The organism is Pseudarthrobacter sp. NS4, assembly GCF_024758005.1.
GTDB lineage: Bacteria > Actinomycetota > Actinomycetes > Actinomycetales > Micrococcaceae > Arthrobacter.
In genome coordinates this window covers 2,247,911-2,273,669 of the sequence record NZ_CP103288.1, presented here as the reverse complement: position 1 = coordinate 2,273,669, position 25,759 = coordinate 2,247,911, and the positions used below count along the sequence as shown (strand labels likewise).

The window sequence follows — 25,759 nt, the reverse complement described above, 5'->3', positions numbered from 1 at the left end:
TTCCATGCGTGCGATCCTTCTGCTTAGTTAGCCGCCGGGTGTCCGAGACAACGGACAGCTGAGCGGCAGCCCCTCCATGGTGAGGGGCTTTTGTGTGTCCGGGGAGAATTTCCGGGCCGGCAGCAGGGGGATCAGGCCGTTATGGCAGCACAGATGCCGTAACAGAACAGAAGAGGGCAGCAGTGGGCGTTCAGCCGGAGACAGAGACCGGAACAGCAGCAACAGTGGCAGCGGATGGGCCCGAGGAGGGCACGTACAGCTTCACGGCCATGGAGGCCAAATGGCCCCAGGTGTGGGAAGACCTGAAGGTCTTCACCCCTGTCGACGACGGATCGCGGGAACGCCGCTACGTGCTGGACATGTTCCCCTACCCGTCAGGTGACCTGCACATGGGCCACGCTGAGGCGTTCGCCATGGGCGACGTCGTGGCCCGCTACCTGCGCCAGCAGGGTTACGATGTGCTCCACCCGATTGGCTGGGACTCCTTCGGGCTGCCTGCCGAGAACGCCGCCATCAAGCGCAATGCCCACCCCAGCGAGTGGACCTACGCGAACATCGACACCCAGGCTGCGTCCTTCAAGCGATACGCCATCTCGGCTGACTGGTCGCGCCGGCTGCACACCTCCGACCCGGAGTACTACCGATGGACGCAGTGGCTCTTCAAGCGCTTCTACGAGCGCGGCCTGGCGTACCGGAAGGACTCGCCGGTCAACTGGTGCCCCAAGGACCAGACCGTCCTGGCCAACGAGCAGGTTGTCAACGGAGCCTGCGAACGCTGCGGCACCACCGTCACCAAGAAGTCGCTCAACCAGTGGTACTTCAAGATCACCGAATACGCCGACCGCCTGCTCGATGACATGGAACAGCTGCGCGGCCACTGGCCCGAGCGCGTCCTGGCGATGCAGAAAAACTGGATCGGCCGCTCCGAAGGTGCCCACGTCAACTTCGTGATTGAGGCCGACGGCGGCAAGCCCGCCAAAGAGGTCACGGTCTTCACCACCCGCCCCGACACCCTGTACGGCGCCACGTTCTTTGTGGTTGCCGCGGATGCACCGCTGGCCGTGGAGCTCGTCACCGACGAACACGCCGCTGCCCTGGAGGATTACCGCGAGCAGGTCAAGGCGCTCACGGAAATCGAGCGCCAGTCCACTGAACGCGAAAAGACCGGCGTCTTCACCGGCCGCTACGCAATCAACCCGCTGAACGATGAGAAGCTGCCCGTCTGGGCCGCCGACTACGTCCTGGCTGACTACGGCACCGGCGCCATCATGGCCGTTCCCGCCCACGACCAGCGGGACCTCGACTTCGCCCGTACCTTCGACCTGCCAGTACGGGCGGTGCTCGATACCGGCGGGGAGGATCCGGCTGTCTCCGGAACCGCCACAGCCGGGGAGGGCACCCTGATCAACTCAGGCGAGCTCAACGGCCTGCCCAAGGCGGAAGCCATCCCGGCCGCGATCGCCATCCTGGAGCGCCAGGGCACGGGAGAGAAGTTCGTGAACTTCCGGCTGCGCGACTGGCTGCTCAGCCGCCAGCGGTTCTGGGGCACGCCCATCCCGATCATCCACTGCCCGTCCTGCGGCGAGGTGGCGGTCCCGGATGAGCAGTTGCCCGTGACGCTGCCCTCGGACCTGCGCGGTGAGGACCTGTCGCCGAAGGGCACCTCGCCCCTGGCGGCAGCTGAAGCCTGGGTGAACGTCGAATGCCCCACCTGCCACGGCCCCGCCAAGCGCGACACGGACACCATGGACACCTTCGTGGACTCGTCCTGGTACTTCCTGCGTTTCGTCTCGCCCCACTACACCGAGGGCCCCTTTGATCCCCAGAAGATCAACGACTGGATGCCCGTGGGCCAGTACGTAGGAGGGGTGGAGCATGCCATCCTGCACCTGCTGTATGCCCGTTTCTTCACCAAGGTCATCAACGACCTTGGAATGATCGAAGCGAACGAGCCCTTCACTGCCCTCCTCAACCAGGGCCAGGTGCTCAACGGCGGCAAGGCCATGAGCAAGTCCCTGGGCAACGGCGTGGACCTGGGCGAGCAGCTGGACAAGTACGGTGTGGACGCCGTGCGCCTGACCATGATCTTCGCCTCCCCGCCCGAGGACGACGTGGACTGGGCCGACGTTTCCCCGTCCGGCTCCGCCAAGTTCCTTGCCCGCGCCTGGCGCCTGGCACAGGACGTGGCCAGCGCTCCCGGCACGGACGCCGCCGGTGGGGACCGGACGCTGCGCTCCGCCACCCACCGCACTATCGCGGACGCCGCGGAACTGCTGGACGCCAACAAGTTCAACGTTGTGGTGGCCAAGCTGATGGAGCTGGTCAACGCCACCCGCAAGGCCATCGACTCCGGTGCCGGCGGCACCGATCCGGCAGTCCGGGAAGCAGCCGAAGCCGTGGCTGTCATCCTCAGCCTCTTTGCGCCCTACACCGCAGAGGACATGTGGAACGTCCTGGGCCACCCTGCATCCGTCGCGAACGCCGGCTGGCCCCGGCACGACCCCTCCCTGCTCGTGCAGGACACGGTCACCGCCGTTGTCCAGGTGCAGGGCAAGGTCCGGGACAGGCTCGACGTTTCCCCGGACGTTTCCGAAGACCGGCTGCGCGAACTGGCGCTGGCCTCGGAGAACGTGCAGCGTGCCCTGGACGGCCGCGGCATCCGCACGGTCATCGTCCGCGCACCTAAACTGGTGAACATCGTCCCGGCCTAGCAGCCACACAGCAAGCCGGCCCCGGCCACCGGAAAAATTCCGGTGGCCGGTCACCGACACCAGGAGGCCCCTTGCCCGAGAGAAATGCCGCCGCCTGGCCCTGGTTCCGCGCGCGCCTGGCGGGCCTCCGCCCCGCACCCAAGCCAGGAACCGGCGTCGTACGGACGGCGGTGGTGACCGACTCTGCTGCTGCCCTCCCCGCGGACTGGCTGTCCGGGCTGGAGGCAGAAGGACTGCTCAGGATCATCCCCATGCCCGTCATGGTGGGGACGGATATTTATGGCGAGGGTGAAGACGACATCCTCGAGACCATCGCGCTGGCCCTGGCAGCGGGGACGCCCGTCAAGACGTCCCGGCCCTCCCCGGGCCAGTTCGAGCAGGCGTACCGTGCCGCCCGCCGGCAGGGGTACGAGGCTGTGGTCTCCGTCCACATCTCCGGGGAGCTTTCGGGGACGGCGGACGCGGCCCGCCTCGCGGCTGCCCGGGTGGATATTCCCGTTGAAGTGGTCGACTCGCTGACCGTTGGAATGGCCTTGGGCATGGCCGTCCAGGCCGGAGTGGCCGCGGCGGCAGCCGGAGCCGACCCGGCCACAGTGGCCGCTGCAGCAGCAGGCCAGGCAGCCCGGACCAAAGTCTATTTCTACGTTCCCAGCCTCGAGCAGCTTCGCCGCGGTGGACGGATTGGTGCCGCAGCATCCCTGCTTGGCACCATGCTTGCCATCAAGCCCATCCTCGCGGTCGACGGCGGCAGGATCGTCCCGCTGGAAAAGGTGCGCTCAGCAGCCAAGGCAGTGGCACGCCTGGAGGAGATTGTCGCCGCCGAGGCCCAGGCCCGTCCCGGCCAGTCCATCCGTTTGGCCGTCCACCACTTCGGCAATCATGACGAAGCTGAAAGCCTGGCCGGCAGGCTTGCGGCGGCGCTGCCCAACTGCCCGCCTGCCCAGATCAGTTCCCTGCCCGCCGTGCTGGCCGCGCATGCCGGACTGGGAGTCCTCGCCGTCATCATCGGGCAGGACACGGCTGTGGCCGGGATTGTGCCCGGACCTCTGTCCACATAGCCGCTTCCGGCCCTGTCGTCCGGCGCCCGGGGTTCCCTAGCGTGAAGGCATGTCACGCAGGGTTGATGGAGCAGCAGGTCACAAGGCGCGCCATGCCAGGGACAGGCTGCAGGCCACCCTGGGGACCGGCCCGCGGGGTCTCCTGCTGGAGGGCGACGGGGAGCAGGCGTTCGTATACCGCGGGCCCGAAGAACCTGCGCCGCCGGGCCCCGAAGGGCAGTCGGCCGGGCACGGCGGAGGGGACCTGGAATCCGCGGGCGTAACAATGAGTGGTCCGGCGCTGCGGTGGCGGCTGGGCCTGCGTGTTGCAATACTCCTTGGAATCCTTGCCATTACTGCGGGGGCCGTTTTCTGGTGGCAGACTGCGTCCGGCCGGCCGGAAATCCTGCCGCTGGGCGGGAGTGGCCCGGGCAGTTCTGCAGCGGCCGATGCTTCCGTGTCGCCGGACGGGGATGCGGGTGAGGTTAGCGGGCAGGACGAAAATGTTGGGCAGCCAAGAGGTGCCGGGGAACCCGACGCTACCGGGCCTTCCCCGGGTGATTCAGCCGCCGGCTCCGTGGTGGTCCACGTGGCAGGTGCCGTCTCCGCGCCCGGTGTGGTCCGGCTGCCGGCAGGAAGCCGCCTCCATGAGGCTATTGCAGCCGTCGGGGGCGGGACGCCGGATGCCGACCTGAACAGCCTCAACCTTGCACTTGTTGTCGAGGACGCCCAGAAAATCCATGTCCCCCGGCGCGGTGAAGCGACACCGGGCGGACCGGAAGCTGAAGGGACGCCAGGTGCAGGGGCAGGCGCCGGTGGGGCAGCAGGCACACGAACGGGTTCGAAGATCAACATCAACACCGCGGACGCCGCGGAACTCGATGCCCTGCCCAAGGTAGGCCCCGTCCTGGCCCAGCGGATTGTGGACTGGCGCACGGAACACGGTGCCTTCAAGAGCATCGAGGAACTGGACGCCGTAGACGGGGTGGGGCCCAAAATGCTTGAAGCATTGTTGCCCCTGGTGACGGTGTGATGGGATTCCCCGTGAACAGCCAGCCCGTTGGGTAACAGCGCAGGGTGGCGGGGAACCAGTCCCTGGAGCCGCTACGTCGAGTCTGCCGTCAAGGGTGGGTCCAGTGAAGCTGCAGGCGTTGAGCTGGGCGGGGCCAGGGACGACCTCCCGCTGCCTGCCCGGGATGCCGCTGCGCAGGATCCAAGAGACATGCGTCAGGAATGGCCGGCGCTCCGGCTCGCGCGGGCGTGCCGCGGAAACTTCCATGAATACCGCGACAGGGCTTCCGGGTATGTGCGGAAGCGTGCCGGCGGGAAGGGCGGGGGAAGCGGTAACGACGCCGGCAGTGAAGTACGGAGGCGCCGTACAGACGTGCGCCTCGCGTTGCCGGCCGCGATGGTCTGGGGTGCGTCCATCGCGGGACTGTGGTTGCCGCCGTCTGTTTTGGTGGTGATGTGTTTCGGTTTGTCCGCCCTGGCGGTACTCGTGCTGGCACGCCTCTCCCTGGCATCACGGGCTGTCCGGCCACGGGGCAGGCGAAGCTTTCCCGCCACCGCTGCTGTCGCCTGCCTGCTGGCCGCTGCCGCCGCAGCACATTCGTCCGTGGCGTCCAGCCAGCGGTTTGACGGCCCGCTTGCCGCAGCCATAGCCTCCGGTAAGTCCGTTGTCGCCGTCGTCGAGGTGGCCGGGGCGCCGCGCGCCCTCGACGCGCCCGGAGAGGCCGGGCAGGCGACACGCTGGGCCCTGCCGGTGGTGACCGGGGAGGTAACCACGGGCGGCGTGTTGCTCCGGACGCGGGCACAGTTGGTTGTCATGGGCGGCGGCGCCTGGGGCACCCTGGTTCCCGGACAGACCGTGCGCGCCACCGGAAAGCTTCGTCCCGCTGACCCGGGACGGCCGGAAGCAGGCACGCTTGCTGCGTCATCCGCCCCTGGGAAGCCCGTCGGCGGGTCCAAGCTGTTGGCGGCGGCCAAGGATTTACGGACCCGTTTTGTGGATGCCTCGGCCTTTCTGCCGCCAGATGCCGCTGGCTTGCTGCCCGGAATGGTCACCGGGGATACAAGCGCCCTGGACCAGGGGCTCGAAAACGCGATGAAGGCGGTGGGCATGACCCATCTGACGGCCGTCAGTGGAGCCAACTGCAGCCTGGTTCTGGGTGCTGTGCTGCTGGCCTGCCGGCGGTTCCGCCTGCCCCGTATTCCGGCGGCCATCGTTGCCCTTACCGGGCTGGGCCTGTTCGTGGTCCTTGTCGGCCCGGATGCGAGCGTCCTGCGGGCAGCCCTGATGGGGGCGGTGGCCGTTGCCGCTCTGGCGGGCGGCCGATCCGGGCGGGGGTTGAGCTTCCTCTGCCTGGCGGTCATGGGCCTGCTCCTGACGGACCCCGGGCTGGGCGGCAGTTTCGGGTTCCTGCTGTCCGTTCTCGCGACGCTAGGGATCATCGTCCTGGGACGGCGAATGATCGATTGGACGCCCGCGGCCATTCCCCGCTGGGCAGCGGCGGCAGTGGCCGTCCCATTATCGGCCCAGCTTCTGTGCGGGCCGGTCATTGTGCTGCTGCAGCCCCAGTTCTCCACGTATTCGCTCCTGGCCAACGTGGTCGCCTCGCCCCTGGTGGCCCCGGTTACGCTGCTGGGGACGGCGGCTGTTCCACTCGTAGTCCTGGCACCGTGGCCAGCCACCATACTCATCGCGGTGGCGGGAACCTTCAGCGCAGGTGTTGCCGGTACGGCCCGGATCGCCGCACAGCTTCCCGGCTCCACGCTTGCCTGGCCGGAGGGTGTGCCCGGGATGCTGTCCATGCTCCTTCTCTCGGTGCTGACAGGTGCTGTGGTGTGGGCAGCGGCAAGGCCCCTGCGGGCAGTACAACTGGTACTGGCCTGCCACCAGCGCGCAGTACTGCTCCTTGAAGTGCTGGAGCGGCGCATGACCGCCGCCCGGCACCGCTGCAGCTTTGACCGCGGCCCCGGACGTGGCAGGCTGGGATACTCCACAAAACTTTCCGGAAGGAACCCCCGATGGCCGCCGCGCAAAAGCGAGCAACCCGTGCCCCGGCGTCGAACACAGCCACCTGGCGCGACGTTAACCCGGCCGCCGTCGTCCTGGTCAGCGGGCCCGAGGAATACCTGGGGATCAGGGCAATGGACACCATCCGCGCGAAGGTCCGGGCAGCGGCACCGGATGTGGAAGTGAGCCGCATCGATGCTGCAGGCTATGAAGCGGGAACGTTGCTGATGCAGGTCAGTCCATCGCTCTTCGGGGAAAGCAAACTGATCGAGGTCGAAGGTCTCGAATCAATGAACGACGCCTTCCTCGCAGATGCGCTTCGGTACGTGGACCACACGGAACCGGATGCCGTCCTGGTCCTGCGGCACGCCGGGGGAGCGCGTGGCAAGAAGCTCCTCGACGCCGTCAAAAAAGGCGGCTGGCCCGTAGTGGACTGCCAGCCCCTCAAGAAGGACGCCGACAAAATGGCGTTCGTCTCCACTGAATTCAAAGCCTCCGGACGGCGTATTGAGCAGGAAGCCGTCCATGCGCTTGTCAACGCCGTCGGGGCCAATCTTTCCGAACTGGCCGCGGCATGCAGCCAACTGATCGCCGACGCGGGAACCGCAGTGACTGCCGAGGTTGTGGACCGATACTACGGCGGCCGGATTGAAGCCACGGCCTTCAAAGTGGCTGATGCCGCGATGGCGGGAAACGGGCCGCTGGCGCTCTCCACGCTCCGCCATGCCCTCGCCACGGGCGCCGACCCCGTTCCGCTGGTGGCTGCCCTGGCAGCGAAGCTCAGGACAGTGGCCCGGGTTGCCGGAGCATCGGGATCGGCCGCCCAGATCGCCGCGGAACTGGGGATGCAGCCCTGGCTGGTGGAGCAGGCGCAGCGTGACGTCCGCCGCTGGACCCCGGAGGGGCTCGTCCGGTCCATCCAGGCAACCGCCGAGGCTGACGCCCAGGTCAAGGGACTGTCCCGCGATCCGGTGTACGCCGTGGAACACGCCGTGACCGTGATAGCGATGTCCGTGCAGGGCAGGTAACCTGGCGCCCCGGTGCCTGAAGTAGATCCTGCTTAAACCCGGCACCTGCTGATGCTTAAAGGCACCTGGCGTTGCTTAAAGATGTGTGGCCGGTACCCTAGGGTACCGGCCACAACCATCAGTTCAGATGAACTGGAAACCTTACAGTGCGTTGACCTTCTTGGAGATCGCCGACTTGCGGTTCGCTGCGTTGTTCTTGTGCAGAACACCCTTGCTGACAGCCTTGTCCAGCTTGCGGCTGGCAGTAACCAGGGCAGTAGCAGCTGCATCCTTGTCCGTGGACTCAACGGCGGTGTTGACGGCGCGGATGGCCGTCTTCAGCTCGGACTTGACTGCGTTGTTGCGCAGGCGTGCCTTCTCGTTGGTGAGGATGCGCTTCTTCTGGGACTTGATATTCGCCACGTGTGAACTCTCTTTTTAATGCGGAAATGGTCTAGAGGGCTTTCAGATTGGCCATTGACTGAGCGGCGTGGGGATACCTATGGCGGCCAACCATCAGTGGCCGTCGACCTGCACGGACACACAGCTATAAAGAATAGCAGGTCAGCCGCGGACCTGGCCATTTTGGCCGGTTAGGCCCAGCCGTGTCGCCGGCGCAGCCCTGCCGCCACTTTCTCGAAGCGGGTCCGGTCCAGCACGGCGCCTTCCCGGCGGATGCTTCCGGGGCTGATCTGCAGGATGCGGTCCAGCCGGGCTTCGCTGGGCCTGGCTTGCCTGTCCCAGTTCCCGACGCCAAGGTCCACATAGTCCATGGAGACCGACGCTGCGGGAATCCGGTCCCTGCTGGTGAGCATCAGCCCCAGCAGGTACTCCCCACTCCGGCCCACCAGCAGGACGGGCCGGTCCTTCCCGCGGGTATGGTCCTCCTCGTACGGAACCCAGGTCCACACCACCTCGCCAGGATCCGGTTCGCCGTCGGGCTGGGGCGCATACCGGACTGCTGCATGCCCGCGGAAGTCTCCGGGGTAGGCATCGCCGGAAGGGCCGGATGACACGGCGCCCTTTGATAGGGGGTCCCGGGATGCGGAACCAGGGGAAGCACGGCCAGCTGGCGGCAGGGGACCGGCAGGAGCTTTTGCCGGCGCGGAACCGCGCAGCAGCCGAAGGCCGCTTCGGACGGCGTTTCCCAGCGAACGGAGATTGATAGCCATCCCGCCACCCTATCGCCGGGACCTGTCCGATGGCATGAATGCTCAACCCGGCAAGGATGCGGTGCGGCAGCCCGGGACGTGGGACACTGGAGGTTCCAGATGTGCGGCTTAACCGCAGGGGCCCTTTGCAGCGCCCCGGCCGGGCCGCGTGAATGCCAACAGTAAGGACCCTGCGTGTCTCCCATGGCCCGCACCGCCCCGGTGCCCGCCGCGACAGATCCGGCCCTCATTCGGAACTTCTGCATCATCGCGCACATTGACCACGGCAAGTCCACCCTGGCGGACCGCATGCTGCAGTTCACCGGCGTGGTGCAATCCCGCGATATGAAGGCCCAGTACCTGGATCGCATGGACATCGAACGCGAGCGCGGCATCACCATCAAGTCCCAGGCGGTCCGTATGCCCTGGGAACTCGACGGCACCAGTTACGCATTGAACATGATCGACACCCCCGGCCACGTGGACTTCACGTATGAGGTTTCCCGCTCGCTGGCCGCCTGTGAAGGGGCGATCCTCCTCGTCGACGCCGCACAGGGCATCGAGGCCCAGACCCTCGCGAACCTCTACCTGGCGATGGAAAACAACCTCACCATTATTCCGGTGCTGAACAAGATCGACCTCCCGGCAGCGCAGCCCGAGAAGTATGCCGCCGAACTGGCCAGCCTGATCGGCGGTGATCCGGAGGACGTGCTCCGCGTCTCGGGGAAGACCGGAATGGGCGTTGAAGTCCTGCTGGACAAAATCGTCCGCGACCTGCCGGCACCCACGGGCAATGCCGATGCTCCTGCCCGTGCCATGATCTTCGACTCCGTCTATGACACCTACCGGGGCGTGGTTACCTATGTCCGCGTGGTGGATGGAATGCTGCACCCGCGCGAACGCATCCAGATGATGTCCACCCGGGCCACCCATGAACTCCTCGAGATTGGGGTGAGCTCCCCGGAGCCCACCCCTTCCAAGGGACTGGGCGTCGGCGAAGTGGGGTACCTCATCACCGGGGTGAAGGACGTCCGCCTGTCCAAGGTCGGCGACACCGTCACCAACCTTGCCAAGCCCGCCGCTGATTCGCTGCCCGGGTACGCCGATGCCAAGCCGATGGTCTTCTCCGGCCTGTATCCGTTGGACGGCACGGATTACCCGGTGCTGCGCGATGCGCTCGAGAAGCTGATGCTCAACGACGCCGCCCTTGTCTATGAGCCGGAAACCTCCGCCGCGCTGGGCTTCGGCTTCCGCGTGGGCTTCCTTGGCCTGCTCCACCTCGAAATCACCCGCGAGCGGCTCGAGCGCGAATACAACCTGGACCTGATTTCCACCGCCCCCAACGTGGAATATGAGGTAACGCTGGAGGACAAGAAAGTGGTCCACGTGACCAACCCCAGCGAATACCCCTCCGGCAAGATCTCCGAGGTCCGTGAACCGATGGTGTCCGCCACCATCCTGGCTCCGAATGAATTCGTCGGCGCCATCATGGAGCTGTGCCAGAGCAGGCGCGGCGTTATGGGCGGCATGGACTACCTGTCCGAGGACCGGGTGGAAATCCGGTACCGCCTGCCGCTGGCCGAGATCGTCTTCGACTTCTTCGACATCCTCAAGTCCAAGACCCGCGGCTACGGTTCGCTGGACTGGAAGGCCGACGGCGACCAGGTGGCCGACCTGGTGAAGGTGGACATCATGCTCCAGGGTGAGCAGGTGGATGCCTTCTCCGCCATCACACACCGCGACAAGGCCTACTCCTACGGCGTCATGATGACCACCAAGCTGCGCGAGCTCATTCCCCGCCAGCAGTTCGAGGTGCCCATCCAGGCGGCCATCGGCTCAAGGATCATCGCCCGCGAAAGCATCCGCGCCATCCGCAAGGACGTGCTGGCCAAGTGCTACGGCGGTGACATCTCGCGTAAGCGCAAACTGCTGGAAAAGCAGAAGGAAGGCAAGAAGCGGATGAAGATGGTGGGCCGCGTTGAGGTCCCCCAGGAAGCCTTCATCGCCGCGCTGACCACAGACGAGTCCAAGGACAAGGCCAAGAAGTAGTGAACACAGCGTCCGGCAACACCGGAGGCCCCTGCAATGCCTAGCACTCTTCCGCTCGGCGACCCGGCGCCGTCGGACGGCCTGCTGCCCGCCCAGGCAGCGGTCGGTTCGGCGGACCGGGCGTTCGGCCTGTACGTCCACATTCCGTTCTGCGCCGTCCGCTGCGGCTATTGCGATTTCAATACGTACACCGCCACCGAACTTGGTGGCGGGGCGTCCCAGGATGCCTATGCCCGGACGGCGGTGTCCGAAGTGGCGTTGGCGGCCGAGGTGCTGGCCGGGTCCGGACTCCCTGCCCGGAAGCTCAGCACCGTCTTCTTCGGCGGCGGCACTCCTACCCTGCTTCCCGCGGAGGACCTTGCCCTGATCCTTCGGGCTGCCGTAGGTCAGTGGGGGATCGAGGACGGGGCCGAGGTCACCACCGAGGCAAACCCGGATTCGGTAACTCCTGAATCCCTTGCCATCCTCAAGGAGGCCGGGTTCACCCGGGTCTCGTTCGGCATGCAGTCCGCGGTTCCGCACGTGCTGAAGGTCCTCGACCGGACGCATACACCCAGCAGGGTTCCGCAGGTGGTGCAGTGGGCGCGGGAGGCCGGACTCGTCGTCAGCCTGGACCTGATCTACGGAACGCCCGGTGAATCCCTCGATGACTGGCGGCACTCGCTGCAGACCGCCCTGTCCTACGGGCCCGACCACATCAGCGCCTACGCGCTGATCGTCGAGGAAGGCACCAAGCTCGCCGCCCAGATGCGCCGTGGTGAAGTCCCGGGTATCGACGACGACGACCACGCCGACAAGTATGAACTCGCCGACCAGCTGATCACGGAAGCCGGCCTCAGCTGGTATGAGGTCAGCAACTGGGCCCGCACCCCGGAGCAGGCGTGCCGCCACAACCTTGCCTACTGGCGCGGCGATGACTGGTGGGGGATTGGACCCGGCGCGCATTCACACGTGGGCGGCGTCCGCTGGTGGAACGTCAAGCACCCCACGGCCTACGCGAACCGGCTCGCCCAGGGCGACTCACCCGCGGCCGGCAGGGAAACCCTGGACCCGGAAACCCGCAACATCGAGCGCATTATGCTTGAGGCCCGGCTCCAGGCAGGCCTTGAAGTGGCCACCCTAAGCACTGCCGGACGGCACGAAATCGCAGGCCTGATTGCGGACGGCCTGGTGGACCCCACTGCGGCGTTCCGGGGGAAACTGGTCCTCACCCTCAAAGGGCGGCTGCTGGCTGACGCTGTGGTACGCCGGATCCTGCCGGACTAACGCGCGGGTCCCCTTTCCCAACACTCGCAAGTGGAACCCTCGGGACTCCGCTTAGCAGGTCCTGCGAAAGTCCTGCCCCTATTTGATCCAGCGCAGGTTGTACGGATAGCGGTGCGGCTGGCCACGGTTTACGTGAATGCCGGCCGCCACCGAGAAACAGGTCAAGGCAATCCAGATCAACGTCGCGATGACGGCAAAGATGTTGCCGATCACCGGGATGAAAACCAGGATGTTCGCCACCACGGCCGCGATGGTGGGCGGAAGGCTGAAATTCAGGGCTTCCTTGGACTCCTGGGCGGTAAACGGCCCGCGGTCCCGGAAAATCAGGAAGATCAGGAGTGCAGGTACACAGCCGAGGATCCCGCCAAAGTGGGCCAGCGTGGCCCACTGCCGGTCTTCGCTGGCCGTCAGGGGCAGCGCATTCGCCGGGACACCGTGGTATTCGGAGCGGCCTGTGCCACCCTGGCTGTCCCTGTGATCACGTGCGTTTTCTGCCACAGTCTGTTCCTTCGAGAGTGCAAATGGTGCAATTGCATGGTTCCTGGCCGGACCTGCATGGTTGCAGGCACCGCTTTACCAAGAATACTGGCTTTCGGGAAGTTCGCCGCCCACTCAGGGAACAGTGAGGAAGTCAATCACTTCCTCAACCCGCCCCAGCAGCGATGCTTCCAGGTCTGCATAGCTCCGGACGGCGCCCAGCAGCTTCTGCCAGCCCAGCCCAATATCTTCCTTCGTGGAGTGGGGCCACCCGAACGCTGCGAGGATTCCGGTCTTCCAGTCCTGCCCGCGGGGAACAACAGGCCATTGTTCAATACCCAGGACAGCGGGCCGGATGGCCTGCCAGACGTCGACGTACGGATGGCCAACGATGAGCACGTTCCCGGCGGCACCGGGAGAGGCCATCACGGCATCGGCGATGCGGGACTCCTTGGAGTCCGGCACCAGGTGGTCCACGAGCACGCCCAGGCGCCGTCCCGGTCCCGGCCGAAAGTCCGCCACCGCCCCGGCGAGGTCGTCAATTCCGTGCAGGGGTTCGACGACGATGCCCTCCACCCGGAGGTCGTCTCCCCAGACCTTTTCCACCAGTTCGGCATCGTGTTTGCCCTCCACCCAGATGCGGCTGGCCTTGGCTACCTGCGCCCGCTGCCCGGCTACCCGCACGGATCCTGACGCGGTTCTTCCGGCGGCGGGGCCGGACGCTGCCGGTCGCGCTGCAGGCGGCATCAGGCGGATGGCGCGGCCTTCAAGGAGGAAACCGAAGCCCAGCCGGAAGGTGCGCGACTTGCCGCGCCGGTCCTCCAGCACCACCACGTGCATACCGCCGGACTTTTCAACCCGGATAACTGCACCAACCCAGCCGGACTGGACATCCTCCAGTACCATTCCGCGCTCAACCGGCACTTCGGACAATTGGGTACGGACGGGAGCGGACATGTCCCGGGGCCCCCAGTTCTGGTAATCCATGATCGACTCCGCCTAGCGCTAGAACAGTGCCCCCGGAATTTCGCCCGGAGCGGTACCAATGCTAACAACGGCGCGAGGCATAATAGACTGTTAGCACTTAGGCATGTCGAGTGCTAACCCTGGTGGTGGCACGGTGCGGGCGCTGCAGCCGCCCTGACCCTGGATGGAGGTGGAGTGTGAGCGAGCCACGCAAGCTGGAAGTACTGCGGGCCATCGTGGAGGACTACGTCCACTCCCGTGAGCCGGTCGGTTCCAAAGCCCTGGTCGAACGGCATCATCTCTCGGTGTCCAGTGCGACCATCCGCAACGATATGGCGGCTCTGGAGGATGAGGGCCTGATCATGGCGCCGCACACCAGTGCGGGCCGGATTCCCACCGATAAGGGCTACCGCCTGTTTGTCGATCAGATTTCTGCCGTCAAGCCCCTGTCCCAGGCGGAGCGACGCGCCATCCAGTCGTTGCTCGAAGGCTCGGATAACCTTGACGATGTCCTGGACCGCACGGTCCGCCTGCTGTCACAACTGACCAACCAGGTGGCTGTGGTCCAGTATCCGCACCTGAGCCGTGCCCTGATCCGACACATCGAATTCGTCCTGCTTGCACCGCGCAAGGTCCTGGTGGTCCTGATTGTCAACAGCGGCAAGGTGGAGCAGCGCGTCATCGACGTCGGTCAGGATCTGGGAGACGACGCACTGGCCGGCCTGCGGAGCCGGTTCCTTGGTTCCCTCGCGGGGACACCCCTAAGCCAGCTGGCCCAGGCCCTTCCCGCCGTCGTCTCCGCGGTAAGCCCGGGCCGGCGCCAGGCGGCCCAGGCACTGGCCCATGGGCTGGAGGGCCTGGCCCAAAACAGCCGCGAGGACCGGATGGTCATGGCAGGCACGGCGAACCTCGCACGGTCCAACGTGGATTTCCCGCTCAGCATCGGCCCGGTGCTGGAAGCCCTCGAAGAGCAGGTGGTGATGCTGCGCCTGCTGAGCGAGATGGCGCAGGACCCCCGCGGAGTGGCAGTAAGCATCGGCAGGGAGAACCCCTACGACGGCCTCGCCGAGGCGTCGGTGGTGGCCACGGGATACGGCCCGGACAGTGCAGCAAAGATTGGCGTGCTGGGCCCGACGCGCATGGACTATCCCACCACCATGGCCGCCGTCAGGGCTGTTGCCCGTTACCTTTCCCGGATCCTGGGACCCTGACTGGTCTGTCCCGGCGCCACGGCGGCCGGGAGCACGAGCAGGGCAGCCCATATGCAAGCAGTACAACAAGGAAGAGATACGAACTTTGAGCAGCCACTATGACGTCCTTGGAGTCTCACCGGAGGCCACCGGAGAAGAGATCAAGAAGGCCTACCGCAAGCTGGCCCGCACCTTGCACCCGGACGTTAATCCGGGCGCGGACGCCGCGGACCGCTTCAAGGCAGTAACCCACGCATACGAAGTTCTGTCCGATCCCCAAAAGCGCCGGGTTTATGACACCACCGGCAACGAAAACGGCACGGACAACGGCTTTGGCGGCGGCAGCTACGCCGGCCAGGGTTTCGCGTTCCAGGACATCTTTGACACATTCTTCGGTGCAGGCGGCTCGTCCGGTCCTGCTTCCCGCGTCCGTCGCGGCCAGGATGCACTCATCAGTGTTCGTATCGACCTGCGCGACGCCGTGTTCGGCGTCAACAAGAAGCTTGAAGTGGACACCGCGGTTACCTGCCCCACCTGCGAGGGATCCTGCTGCCGGCCGGGGACGCACCCGGAGCGCTGCGACATCTGCGGTGGCAGCGGCCAGGTTCAGCGCGCCGTGCGCTCCATCCTGGGCCAGGTCATGACGGCCGCGCCCTGCGGCTCCTGTGAGGGCTTTGGCACCGTCATCAAGGACCCCTGCAATGAATGCAGTGGCCAGGGGCGCATCCGGAGCCGCCGCTCGCTGACCATCAAGGTTCCCGCCGGCGTCGCCACCGGCACCCGGATCCAGCTCTCCGGCCAGGGCGAGGCAGGACCCGCCGGCGGACCCGCCGGTGACCTTTACGTGGAGATCCGCGTCAACAATGACGCCACGTACGTCCGCGACGGCGACGACCTCCACGCCACCCTGAACATCCCCATGACCGCCGCTGCCCTTGGCACCGAGGTCAGCCTGGAAACGTTCGACGGAACCCAGGACATCGACGTCAAGCCCGGAACCCAGTCCGGCGAGATCATCACCCTTCGCGGCCTCGGCGTCACCCACCTGCGCGGCTACGGCCGGGGGGACCTGAAAGTGCATCTCCAGGTCGAGACCCCGGCCAGGCTCGATCCGGCCCAGGAAGACCTCCTGCGCCAGCTCGCCAAACTTCGCGGCGAGCAGATCACGGACGGCAAGCTCGCAGCGAGCGGCGGCATGTTCGCCAAACTCCGGGACCGGCTCGGTAACCTGTAGCGGTGAGCAACCCCGTCTTTTTCACTCCTGCCGGGTCGCTGGACGGCATGGCGCCCGAAGCGCTTTTCACCCTGGAAGGACCCGAGGCCAGGCATGCGGTAGCGGTAAAACGGCTTTCCCCCGGTGAAGCCGTCGACATCGTGGACGGTGCGGGCACCAGGATGAGCGGGCGCGTCACGGCGGCTTCCTCCTCCCGGCTCGAGGTGGAGTGCACCTCCGTAGCTGTCGAAGACCGACCCGGCATTCGGCTGGTGCTGGTCCAGGCGCTGGCCAAGGGGGACCGGGACGAACTGGCCATCGAAACGGCCACGGAACTCGGAATCGACGCCGTTATTCCCTGGCAGTCCGAGCGTTCCATCGTCCGGTGGAAAGGTGACCGGGCTGCCAAAGCCCACGCCAAGTGGCAGTCCGTTGTCACTGCGGCGGCCAAACAGGCGCGCCGGGCCTGGGTTCCGGAAGTCCGTCCCGCCGTGGACACAGCCGCCCTCTCCGCCACCGTGGCGGCCGCCGGCTTGGCGGTCATCCTCCACGAAAACGCGGTACGCCCCCTGCGGGACGTCCTCGAAGCGTGGGACGGTGCCGGGGGAGCAGAGCCGAGGGAAGTGCTCCTGATCGTGGGTCCCGAAGGCGGCATCAGCCCCCGGGAAGTCACGAAGCTTTGTGACAAAGGCGCGGTCACAGCTCTGCTGGGGCATCACGTCCTGCGCTCATCAACCGCCGGTCCCGCCGCCGTCGTCCTCGCCAGCGACGTACTGGGACGCTGGACCGCTACCGGACCTTAAAGGCGCGGCTGTCCTCGTACTGGTCCGGCTGGCCGCCGGAGCCGGCCTGGGCGACGCGCAGCTCGTAGTCGCCCGCCGGCAGGTTAAGCGCCAGAGTGAATACGCCGGCCTGTCCCTGCTCCGGCGAAGCGGTGGTTTCGCCGGTCAGAAAAGGCTCCTTGTCGCCGTTGTCCCGGGACTGGAGGATTTGCCAGCGGAGCTTGCCGCCCGCGGTCGTGCTGCGTCCGGTGATCTTGACGCTGCCCTGCGGGACTTCCACGGCTTCCTGCGGATCGATGATCCAGACTGGCGCCACCAGTCCGGAAGTCCGGGTCATCAGGGCCCCCAGCTGGATGTGGTCGAAAGCCACGTAGTCCGTATGCCCGTCCACCAGGATCCGCACCCGGATTTGCTGCCCGGAGTCAACCAGGCCCGAGCTGGCGGCCGCGGCCGTTGCCGTGTAGATCAGCTGCTGGATGGCCCGCGCTGCCATGTCGGCGTCGACGTTGCTGTTGAAGGCATCCTCTGAAACATCAACGGTGATGACGTCCTTGCCGGAAATCGAGCTAGCGAGCTTGCTCGGGTTCTGCCACGGCGTAAAGAAGTCAGGGTCCAGCGGCTTGTCCGACATCATGGCGCGCAGTGCACGCGTCACAGGATTTTCCTGCTCGGGAACATCCCGAAATTCCCGGTACAGGAAAACGTCGCTGTTGCTGCGGCCAATCCAGTAGACGGGTGCCTTATTGGAGGACTGGGTGGTTTCCAGCGGTGCACTGGTGGCCGGAGCCTGGGCTGTGCCTGAGACAGCCGGCCCTGTGACCAGCGTGGCTGTGGGTGACGGCCCGGCTTCCGCAATGCAACCGGTCAGGCCCGGGACAGCTGCCAACAGAACGGCAAGCGAGAGCGTGCGCGCGCGGCCCACGGCTCGGGCCGCCCTCTTGGGCGCGGCGGTTTCCGGCACTTTTGTTGCCCGTCCTTTCATGACATGGAGGGCCGATCCCCGGGCGGCCTGATGCTGGATTTCCAGCATTACACAACCCGCGGGGGCCACGTGCCGCGCGGCCGGCCGGGTGCCCAACTGCAACGGGAACGATATCCGGCCGATATGAAGTTGATACCTAATGACGTAAACGGGTCCCTTGCCTTGCCCCTTTTTCACCCGGGTGGCCTGCATTGGGGTATCCGGCGGAGGGACGTGCTGGCGTAAGATGGAAGGATCGCCGGGCAAGGAGAACGGGCAACGGACTCCCCGCATCAGCGTCAACAACTGAACCGACCTCGAGGGGATCACAGGCCTGCGGGCCAGCACCATGACTGAATCAGCGAACGGAAAGCGCCGGCTCACCACAGGAGAGGGCACGGCCGGGGAATTTCCCCACTCCCTCCCCGGCATCCGGACCGAGGTAGTCCTCTTCGACAACTCCGATCAGATGGTCCAATCACTTGGCAGCCATGATGAAGCGCTGCGGTACATCGAGGAACAGTTTCCGGACGTCAATTTCCACGTCCGCGGCAACGAGCTCTCCATCAGCGGTCCCACCACTGACGTACCACGGATCATGCGGCTCCTCCACGAAGTCCGCGGCCTCGTAGCCCGCGGGACGGTGATCAGTCCAACCGTGCTGCAGCAGCTGGTAGCCCTGCTGCGTACCCAGTCCCTGCAGAACCCGGTGGATGTGCTGACCCACGACATCCTGTCCAGCCGCGGCCGGACCATCCGCCCGAAAACGCTGAACCAGAAGAACTACGTTGATGCCATTGATGACAACACCGTGATCTTCGGCATCGGGCCGGCCGGAACCGGCAAGACCTACCTTGCCATGGCCAAGGCGGTCCAGGCGCTGCAGCAAAAAGAGGTCAGCCGCATCATCCTCACCCGTCCGGCAGTTGAGGCCGGGGAGCGCCTGGGCTTCCTCCCGGGAACCCTGAGCGACAAAATCGATCCGTACCTGCGCCCGCTCTACGACGCACTGCACGACATGATGGACCCCGAATCCATTCCGCGGCTCATGGCCGCCGGAACCATCGAAGTGGCACCCCTCGCCTACATGCGCGGGCGCACCCTCAACGACGCGTTCATCATTCTCGATGAGGCGCAGAACACCACGCCCGAACAGATGAAAATGTTCCTGACGCGGCTGGGCTTCGGATCCAAGATGGTGGTCACCGGTGACGTTACCCAGGTTGACCTGCCCTTCGGCACCCGCTCCGGCCTGCGCATCGTGGAGGAGATCCTGCAGGGCATCGAGGGTGTGAATTTCTCCGTCCTGGACGCGGCCGACGTCGTCCGGCACCGCCTGGTGGGTGACATCGTCAATGCCTACAGCGTCTGGGACGATACGCAGCGGAGCCGCGTCAAGCATTCGACAAGCAAGGAAAAACAGGGGGAACACGCTTGAGCATCGAGGTGAACAACGAGTCCGGCGTCCAGGTGGACGAAGCTGAACTCGTTGCATTGTCCCGGTACATCTTTGAACAGCTGTATATCCATCCCCAGGCCGAACTCTCGATCCTCCTGGTGGACGAGCCGGCCATGGAAAAGCTGCACATCGAGCTGATGGACGAGCCCGGCTCCACCGATGTCCTGTCCGTGCCCATGGACGAACTCACCCCCGGAACACCGGACCGGCCCACTCCCCAGGGAATGCTGGGCGACATCGCCATCTGCCCCCAGGTCGCCACGGTCCAGGCCAAGAACGCGGGCCATCCGCTCCAGGATGAAATGCTGCTCCTGACAACCCACGGAATCCTGCACCTGTTGGGCTACGACCACGCAGAACCCGAGGAGAAGGCCGAGATGTTCGGGCTCCAGCGGGAACTCCTGTCCGGCTTCACCGGCAAAGAAGCACCTGCCGAGACCACCCAGTGACCCCGGTGCTCCTGGTCGCGATGGGCCTGGTATTCCTGGGTATCGCGGCGGTGCTGACAGCGGCCGAGGCGGCCTTCAACTTCCTCCCGCGGCACGACGCCGAGGAAGCTCTCATGAGGAGCCGCAGCACGTCCATGCGGCGGATCCTCGCCCAGCCCGTGGCCCACATCCGGGCCCTGAGGTTCTGGCGCATCTGGTTCGAAATGGCCTCGGCAGTGGCTGTCGCCGTCCTGCTTTACAGCCTGCTGGACAACATCTGGCTTGCCGGCCTGGCAGCTACCGGCATCATGGCCCTGCTGGGATTCGTCATCGTGGGCGTCTCGCCCCGCCAGTTGGGCAGGCTGCACTCCGCTGCCGTGGTCCGCTTCACCGCCCCCATGATCCGGTTCCTTACTTGGGTCCTGGGCCCGATTCCGGGCTGGCTCGTGGCACTGGGAAGTACGGCTGCCCCCGGCGCCCCCGGCGGCGATGAAGCGTTCTTCAGCGAGCAGGAGTTCCGCGAACTGGTGGAGCGCGCCAGTGAGTCCGACATGATTGAGGACACCGAGGCTGAGATGATCCAGTCGGTCTTCGACTTCGGCGACACGCTGGTGCGCGCTGTAATGGTGCCCAGGACGGACATTCTCAGCATTGAGGCTGGCTCCAGCCTTCGCACGGCCATGTCGCTGTTCCTGCGCTCTGGCTATTCCAGGATCCCCGTGATCGCCGAGGATACAGACCACATCCTGGGGATCATCTACCTCAAGGACGTTGCCGCCGTCCTGCATGAGCTGGCCCCGAATGAGGAACCGCCACTGGTCGAATCCCTGGCCCGGGAGGTCCGGTACGTACCCGAATCGAAGCCGGTGAGCGACCTGCTGCGTGAACTTCAAAAGGAATCCACGCACGTTGCCATCGTCATCGATGAATACGGCGGTACCGCCGGGCTCGTTACCCTGGAGGACCTGATCGAAGAGATCGTGGGCGAAATCGTGGATGAGTATGACACCGAAAGCGCCGAGGCGGTGCCACTGGGCGACGGCTCCTACCGGGTCAGCGCGCGGATGAGCATCGACGACCTCGGCGAACTCTTCGACATCGAGCTTGACGACGACGAAGTGGACACCGTGGGCGGCCTGCTCGCCAAAGCGCTCGGCAGGGTTCCCATTGTTGGAAGCCACGTGGAGGTCCACGGGGTTTCGCTGCGGGCCGACCGGCTTGAAGGCCGGCGGAACCGCGTCAGCCACATCATTGCGGCAGCGGTGCCAAGAGTAGACACTGACCTTGAAGACCTCCTCGAAGAGGCGGAAGCAACCCAGCAGGGAGTTCCACGTGAGCAAGAAAAATAAAGCCGCAACAGAGGAAGACTTTGGCGGCTTCCGCGCAGGTTTTTCAGTCCTGGTGGGGCGCCCGAACGCGGGCAAGTCCACCCTGACAAACGCCCTGGTAGGCAAAAAGGTGGCCATTACGTCCGCCAAACCGCAAACCACGCGCCACACCATCCGGGGAATCGTGCACCGGGAGGACGCCCAGTTGATCCTCGTGGACACCCCGGGCCTCCACCGGCCGCGTACCCTTCTGGGAAAGCGCCTGAATGACCTTGTGGCGGACACCCTTGCCGAGGTGGACGCCATCGGTTTCTGCCTGCCGGCCAACGAAAAAATCGGCCCGGGTGACAAGTTCATTGCCGCCCAGTTGGCTGCCGTGGGACGCAAGCCCGTGATCGCCATCGTCACCAAGGCGGACCTGGTGGACCGCCAGGCCCTCACCGAACAGCTCCTGGCAGTCGCGGCGCTGGGCCGCGAAGTGATGGGGGAAGAGGGCTGGAAGGACATCGTGCCTGTATCCGCCACCGATGGTTTCCAGGTGGAAACCCTAACGGATGTGCTGATCAGCCACATGCCGCCGTCGCCCCCGCTGTATCCCGACGGCGAACTGACTGACGAGCCGGAGGCCGTCATGGTCGCCGAACTGATCCGCGAGGCCGCCCTCGAAGGCGTCCGTGACGAACTGCCCCATTCCCTCGCCGTGGTGGTCGAAGAGATCATTCCCCGGGAGGACAGGCCCGAGGACAGCCCGCTTCTGGACGTCCGCGTCAACCTTTACGTGGAGCGTCCCTCCCAAAAAGCAATTATTATCGGCAAGGGCGGCAGCCGGTTGCGTGAAGTGGGGACGAATGCGCGCAAGGGCATCGAGGCGCTCCTGGGCACACGCATTTATCTGGACCTCCACGTGAAGGTGGCGAAGGACTGGCAGCGGGACCCAAAGCAGCTGGTCAAACTGGGTTTCTGACCCGGCTTCACCGGGCGCCATTGGACGGCTGCCCGGGATTTTCCCAGACTGGACCACTAAAATGGACCGGATTTTGATTTTAGAGGAAGGTTCATCACGTGGGGCGAGGCCGCGACATGCAGGAAAATGGAGCTGACGCGTCAGCCAGGGGACCAGTGTCGAGGCACGCGGAAGAAGGCACCCTAGGGGCTGCCCGTCATCTGGGGTCCGTCCGTGGAATGCCGGTCTGGCTGAAAGCTGTCACTGCCGTCCTGTCGCTGGCCATCATAGGCGGGATCGTCTTTGCCGGATTCTGGTTCATCCGCCTCCAGAACAACATTTCCAAGGCACCGCTGAATGCCGGCGGAGGCAACGGTGAGGTGAACGACGCCACCGGACGGATGCAGATCCTGATCCTTGGCTCAGATACACGTGACGGGAAGAACGCCGAATACGGCACCGCGGACGATTCCAGGGGCTACGGCAAGTCTGACGTCATGATGATGATGGACATCTCCGAGGACAACAAGCGCGTCAGCGTCATCAGCTTTCCGCGGGACCTGCTGGTTGACATTCCAGAATGCAAGGATGAAGAAACCAACAAGGTATATCCTGCCCGCAGGGATGTGATGATCAACGAGGCCATGGCAGAAGCCGGCATTGGCTGCGCAGTGGACACCGTCAATAACCTCACTGGCATGGAAGTGGACCACTTTATGATGGCCGATTTCACGGCGGTGAAGGAACTCTCCAACGCTGTTGGGGGAGTAGACGTGTGCATCAGCGACGCCGTCTACGATCCGGATTCGCGTCTTCGGCTGCCCGCAGGCACCTCGACGGTGCAGGGTGAAATGGCCCTCGCTTTCCTGCGTACACGGCACGCTTTTGCCGACGGCGGCGATTTGGGCCGGATCAAGGCCCAGCAGGGCTTCCTGTCCTCCCTCACCCGCAAGATCAAGGACGACGGAACGTTGTCGGACCCCGGCAAGATGCTCAAAATCGCGGACGTTGTCACCCAGAACCTGACCGTGGATGAAGGACTGGCCTCGGTGCCCAGCCTGCTGACTATCGGCAACCGGCTTAAGGACATCGACATCAGCAAGGTGGCGTTCGTGGCTGTCCCCACCATGCCCGCCGTCCTCGACGAGAACAGGCTGCAGATAGCCGAACCCGCAGGTTCCCAACTGTTCGCCGCCCTCCGGAAGGACGTTGACCTGACGGACCCGACGGCACCTTCCCCGTCACCCACGGAATCGCCTGCACCACCGACAGCAGCCCCGTCCGAGACCGCGCCTCCGCTCCCGCCGTACGACAAAGCCCTGCAGCCCGTCACAGTGGCTAACGGAAGCGGAGTTCCGGGACGCGCCCAGGACATCGTGCAGGCCCTGATCTCGGGAGGCTTCACCCAGGCCGCCCAGTTCGAGGCCACAGCAGTGGAACAGACAGTGGTTTACTACGCGCCGGATTTCGCGGACGTTGCAGCGGATGTCGCCGCGGCGCTGGGGATACCCGCAGCACAGGTAGTGCCCGGCCCCAATGCCGCGGGCGTGCAGGTTTTTCTGGGCACCGACTTCACAACGGGAGTCACCTACAAGGCTCCTGCCGCGCTGCCTGATGACATCGTCAACCAGACAGCCAAGGATGCCTCCTGCCAACAGGCAAACCCGGCGCTTATCGTCCAGGGTTAGCCGTCCCGCTGCCGCGGAAGGGTTTCGAAAAGGCTTAAAACGGACAAGGCGGGCCCACTAACCGGTGGGCCCGCCTTGCGTCCTCTTACCAGATGCTGACGCGGTCTTCCGGAGGCATCCACATGCCGTCCTGCTCGGAGACGTCAAACGCTTCGTGGAAGGCGTCCAGGTTCTTCACAATGGCGTTTGTCCTGAACTCGTTGGGGGAGTGGGGATCCGTGGCCAGCCTGCGGATGGCCTCCTCCTGCCGGATCACCTGGCGCCAGCCGGCAGCCCAGGAAGCGAAGAAGCGCTGCTCCCCGGTGAGCCCGTCCAGGACCTCGGGTTCCTTTCCGTCCAGGCTGATCCGGTACGCCTTGTACGCAATTGCCAGTCCTGCCAGGTCGCCAATGTTTTCGCCCAGCGTGAGCCGGCCGTTGACATTATGCCCCGGTGCCGCAGACGGTGACAGGGCGTCGTACTGGGCCACAAGCTTCGCGGTGAGCTGCTCGAACGCCTGGCGGTCTTCATCCGTCCACCAGTTCCGCAGGGCGCCGCCGCCGTCGAACTGCGAACCCTGATCATCAAAACCATGGCCGATCTCGTGGCCAATCACTGCGCCAATACCGCCGTAGTTGACTGCATCATCAGCGTCTGCCGTGAAGAACGGGGGCTGCAGGATTGCTGCCGGAAACACGATCTCGTTCATCATCGGGTGGTAGTAGGCGTTGACGGTCTGCGGTGTCATCAGCCACTTGTTGCGGTCCACCGGCTTGCCCACCTCGTCGAGGTGGCGGTCGACGTCGGCGTTATGGGCCCGCTCCACGTTGCCCAGCAGGTCGTCGGGGTCTATCTCCACCGCAGAGTAGTCAATCCATTCGTCAGGGAAGCCGATCTTAGCCCGGAACCCCTCAAGCTTGCGGAGGGCCTCGGCCTTGGTGTCCTCGCCCATCCAGCCCACGTCCGTGATGCTCCGGCGGTATGCCTCGATCAGGTTCGCGACCAGTGACTGCATCCGTGCCTTGTGCGACTCCGGGAAGTGCCGGGCCACGTAGATCTGGCCCACGGCCTCGCCCAGCGCCGCTTCCACAACGCCCACCCCGCGCTTCCAGCGGTCCTTGTTCCGGGGTGTTCCGCTGATGGTGGTTCCGTAGAACGCGAAGTTGGCATCCACGAAAGCGGAGGACAGGTAAGGCGCTGCTGCACTGATAACCCGCATGGCCAGCCATTCCTGCCACACGGACAACGGTTCCGACTCGAGGAGCCCCGCCGCGCCGGCGAAGAAATCGGGCGTGCTCACTACGATTTCCTGACGCTTGTCCGCTTCGATGCCTGCGGCCTCGAACCACGTGGACAGGTGGGGGAAAAGCGCCGACGCTTCTTCCGCACTCTTCAGGTTGTAGGTCTTCTGCGGATCCCGGAGGGTGACGTTGTCCCAATGGTGCGAGGCCAGCTTTGTTTCCAGCTCCACAACCCGCCCGGCTGCAGCCTCGGCATCCGGGACATCCGCCAGTGCAAGCATCGTCCGCACATGGGACGTATACGCGGCCACCATCGGCGCAAATTTCTCTTCACGGTAGTAGGACTCGTCGGGAAGTCCCAGGCCGCCCTGTCCCGTGTACAACAGGACACGGTCCGGATTCCCGGCGTCCGGGGCCGGGTAGATATAGAAAAGACCGCCCACGTCGGAGCGGAACAGCCGGCCGGCCAACGAGATGAGGCCGCTGATGGAGGTGGTGGCGAAAACCCCGGCGAGCCGCTGGCGAATGGGTTCCATGCCTTTGGCTTCCACGGCTGCCTCATCCATGAAGCTGTTGTACAGGCCGCCGATCTTCCGCTCGATCCCACTGGCGGCCTCAGCCTTGGCGGCTGCTTCCTCAATGATGTCGCGGACAGCGATTTCGGAGCCGTCCCGCAGTGCGGTGAACGTTCCTTCGAGGGGCCGGTCGTCGGGAATCTCGGTGGCCTTGAGCCATGCACCGTTTACGTGCTGGTACAGGTCATCCTGCGGCCGGACCGTGTGATCAATGGTGGACAGGTCGATCCCCGAAATGGGCACTGAAACTCCTTTTGCTGAAAGGCCGCGGCCGGCTGAAACACCGGCGGGG

Annotated in this window: 21 protein-coding genes; 15 read left to right on the top strand and 6 right to left on the bottom strand. The window is 65.3% G+C overall.

The features are described from left to right. Positions 1-182: 182 nt before the first annotated feature. The 5 genes from leuS (at position 183) to holA (ending at position 7,792) form a co-directional block, all read left to right on the top strand. Positions 183-2,711, top strand: a complete 2,529-nt coding sequence (leuS, locus tag NXY83_RS10690) for a leucine--tRNA ligase (RefSeq protein ID WP_258802228.1) — start codon at positions 183-185, stop codon at positions 2,709-2,711. A 71-nt stretch (positions 2,712-2,782) separates the two neighbouring features. Beyond that, positions 2,783-3,769 (top strand): DegV family protein, encoded by a 987-nt coding sequence (locus NXY83_RS10685; RefSeq protein ID WP_258802227.1) that lies wholly within the window; start codon positions 2,783-2,785, stop codon positions 3,767-3,769. Between the two features lie 49 nt (positions 3,770-3,818). Then, on the top strand, positions 3,819-4,781 hold the full coding sequence (locus tag NXY83_RS10680) for a helix-hairpin-helix domain-containing protein (protein WP_258802226.1): 963 nt from the start codon (positions 3,819-3,821) through the stop codon (positions 4,779-4,781). Between the two features lie 27 nt (positions 4,782-4,808). Then, the gene (locus NXY83_RS10675; protein ID WP_258802225.1) at positions 4,809-6,950 is read left to right on the top strand and encodes a ComEC/Rec2 family competence protein; all 2,142 of its coding nucleotides are present in this window, start codon (positions 4,809-4,811) and stop codon (positions 6,948-6,950) included. Next, on the top strand, positions 6,899-7,792 hold the full coding sequence (gene holA, locus NXY83_RS10670) for a DNA polymerase III subunit delta (RefSeq protein WP_258802224.1): 894 nt from the start codon (positions 6,899-6,901) through the stop codon (positions 7,790-7,792). The genes NXY83_RS10675 and holA overlap by 52 nt, the downstream gene beginning before the upstream one ends. Positions 7,793-7,933: 141 nt before the next feature. Here the strand turns inward: holA and rpsT are convergent, their stop codons facing one another. Both rpsT and NXY83_RS10660 read right to left on the bottom strand, forming a co-directional pair. Then, positions 7,934-8,194, bottom strand: a complete 261-nt coding sequence (gene rpsT, locus NXY83_RS10665) for a 30S ribosomal protein S20 (RefSeq protein ID WP_230119666.1) — start codon at positions 8,192-8,194, stop codon at positions 7,934-7,936. Positions 8,195-8,364: 170 nt separating this feature from the next. Next, positions 8,365-8,943: a type II toxin-antitoxin system PemK/MazF family toxin gene (locus NXY83_RS10660; RefSeq protein WP_258802223.1), complete on the bottom strand. Its 579-nt coding sequence runs from the start codon at positions 8,941-8,943 to the stop codon at positions 8,365-8,367. Between the two features lie 174 nt (positions 8,944-9,117). Here NXY83_RS10660 and lepA point away from each other — a divergent pair, with 174 nt between their 5' ends. Beyond that, the gene (gene lepA, locus NXY83_RS10655; protein ID WP_258802222.1) at positions 9,118-10,971 is read left to right on the top strand and encodes a translation elongation factor 4; all 1,854 of its coding nucleotides are present in this window, start codon (positions 9,118-9,120) and stop codon (positions 10,969-10,971) included. A gap of 36 nt (positions 10,972-11,007) precedes the next feature. Next, the gene (gene hemW / locus NXY83_RS10650; protein ID WP_258802221.1) at positions 11,008-12,237 is read left to right on the top strand and encodes a radical SAM family heme chaperone HemW; all 1,230 of its coding nucleotides are present in this window, start codon (positions 11,008-11,010) and stop codon (positions 12,235-12,237) included. A gap of 78 nt (positions 12,238-12,315) precedes the next feature. On the opposite strand, the gene NXY83_RS10645 is transcribed toward hemW, so the two are convergent. Together NXY83_RS10645 and NXY83_RS10640 are read right to left on the bottom strand one after the other, a co-directional pair. Then, complete coding sequence (locus NXY83_RS10645; protein WP_258802220.1) at positions 12,316-12,735, bottom strand: DUF4870 domain-containing protein; 420 nt, start codon at positions 12,733-12,735, stop codon at positions 12,316-12,318. Positions 12,736-12,849: 114 nt separating this feature from the next. Then, positions 12,850-13,701, bottom strand: coding sequence for a DUF3097 domain-containing protein (locus NXY83_RS10640; protein WP_258802219.1), 852 nt, complete (start codon positions 13,699-13,701; stop codon positions 12,850-12,852). A gap of 176 nt (positions 13,702-13,877) precedes the next feature. Between NXY83_RS10640 and hrcA the strand changes: the two genes are divergently transcribed. The 3 genes from hrcA to NXY83_RS10625 all read left to right on the top strand — a co-directional run bounded on the left by hrcA (position 13,878) and on the right by NXY83_RS10625 (position 16,886). Further along, positions 13,878-14,891, top strand: a complete 1,014-nt coding sequence (gene hrcA, locus NXY83_RS10635) for a heat-inducible transcriptional repressor HrcA (RefSeq protein ID WP_258802218.1) — start codon at positions 13,878-13,880, stop codon at positions 14,889-14,891. Positions 14,892-14,976: 85 nt separating this feature from the next. Beyond that, entirely contained in the window at positions 14,977-16,104 is a 1,128-nt protein-coding gene (gene dnaJ, locus NXY83_RS10630; RefSeq protein ID WP_258802217.1) for a molecular chaperone DnaJ, read from the top strand. A 2-nt stretch (positions 16,105-16,106) separates the two neighbouring features. Continuing rightward, positions 16,107-16,886 (top strand): 16S rRNA (uracil(1498)-N(3))-methyltransferase, encoded by a 780-nt coding sequence (locus NXY83_RS10625; RefSeq protein ID WP_258802216.1) that lies wholly within the window; start codon positions 16,107-16,109, stop codon positions 16,884-16,886. Here NXY83_RS10625 and NXY83_RS10620 read toward each other — a convergent pair. Then, positions 16,873-17,787 (bottom strand): GerMN domain-containing protein, encoded by a 915-nt coding sequence (locus NXY83_RS10620; RefSeq protein WP_397427601.1) that lies wholly within the window; start codon positions 17,785-17,787, stop codon positions 16,873-16,875. The two genes, NXY83_RS10625 and NXY83_RS10620, sit on opposite strands and share 14 nt — an antisense overlap. Positions 17,788-18,175: 388 nt before the next feature. Here NXY83_RS10620 and NXY83_RS10615 point away from each other — a divergent pair, with 388 nt between their 5' ends. The 5 genes from NXY83_RS10615 (at position 18,176) to NXY83_RS10595 (ending at position 23,672) form a co-directional block, all read left to right on the top strand. Then, positions 18,176-19,264: a PhoH family protein gene (locus tag NXY83_RS10615; protein WP_258802214.1), complete on the top strand. Its 1,089-nt coding sequence runs from the start codon at positions 18,176-18,178 to the stop codon at positions 19,262-19,264. After that, a complete protein-coding gene (ybeY, locus tag NXY83_RS10610; protein WP_258802213.1) occupies positions 19,261-19,734 on the top strand; it encodes an rRNA maturation RNase YbeY in 474 nt (157 codons plus the stop codon). Before NXY83_RS10615 ends, ybeY begins: the two co-directional genes overlap by 4 nt. Beyond that, positions 19,731-21,062, top strand: a complete 1,332-nt coding sequence (locus tag NXY83_RS10605) for a hemolysin family protein (RefSeq protein WP_258802212.1) — start codon at positions 19,731-19,733, stop codon at positions 21,060-21,062. Before ybeY ends, NXY83_RS10605 begins: the two co-directional genes overlap by 4 nt. Continuing rightward, entirely contained in the window at positions 21,046-22,005 is a 960-nt protein-coding gene (gene era / locus NXY83_RS10600; protein ID WP_258802211.1) for a GTPase Era, read from the top strand. Before NXY83_RS10605 ends, era begins: the two co-directional genes overlap by 17 nt. 116 nt (positions 22,006-22,121) lie before the next feature. Beyond that, positions 22,122-23,672: an LCP family protein gene (locus NXY83_RS10595; protein ID WP_258802210.1), complete on the top strand. Its 1,551-nt coding sequence runs from the start codon at positions 22,122-22,124 to the stop codon at positions 23,670-23,672. Positions 23,673-23,757: 85 nt separating this feature from the next. Here NXY83_RS10595 and NXY83_RS10590 read toward each other — a convergent pair whose 3' ends face one another. After that, positions 23,758-25,710 carry a M13 family metallopeptidase gene (locus NXY83_RS10590; protein ID WP_258802209.1) on the bottom strand — a complete coding sequence of 651 codons (1,953 nt, stop codon included), beginning with the start codon at positions 25,708-25,710 and terminating at the stop codon, positions 23,758-23,760. Positions 25,711-25,759: the final 49 nt, after the last annotated feature.

Excerpts from the sequence above, each read along its gene's own strand:
- NXY83_RS10680 (WP_258802226.1), top strand. The coding sequence starts at position 3,819 with ATGTCACGCAGGGTTGATGGAGCAGCAGGTCACAAGGCGCGCCATGCC.
- holA (WP_258802224.1), top strand. The coding sequence starts at position 6,899 with ATGGACACCATCCGCGCGAAGGTCCGGGCAGCGGCACCGGATGTGGAA.
- NXY83_RS10660 (WP_258802223.1), bottom strand. The coding sequence starts at position 8,943 with ATGGCTATCAATCTCCGTTCGCTGGGAAACGCCGTCCGAAGCGGCCTT.
- hemW (WP_258802221.1), top strand. The coding sequence starts at position 11,008 with ATGCCTAGCACTCTTCCGCTCGGCGACCCGGCGCCGTCGGACGGCCTG.
- NXY83_RS10640 (WP_258802219.1), bottom strand. The coding sequence starts at position 13,701 with ATGGATTACCAGAACTGGGGGCCCCGGGACATGTCCGCTCCCGTCCGT.
- NXY83_RS10615 (WP_258802214.1), top strand. The coding sequence starts at position 18,176 with ATGACTGAATCAGCGAACGGAAAGCGCCGGCTCACCACAGGAGAGGGC.
- NXY83_RS10595 (WP_258802210.1), top strand. The coding sequence starts at position 22,122 with ATGCAGGAAAATGGAGCTGACGCGTCAGCCAGGGGACCAGTGTCGAGG.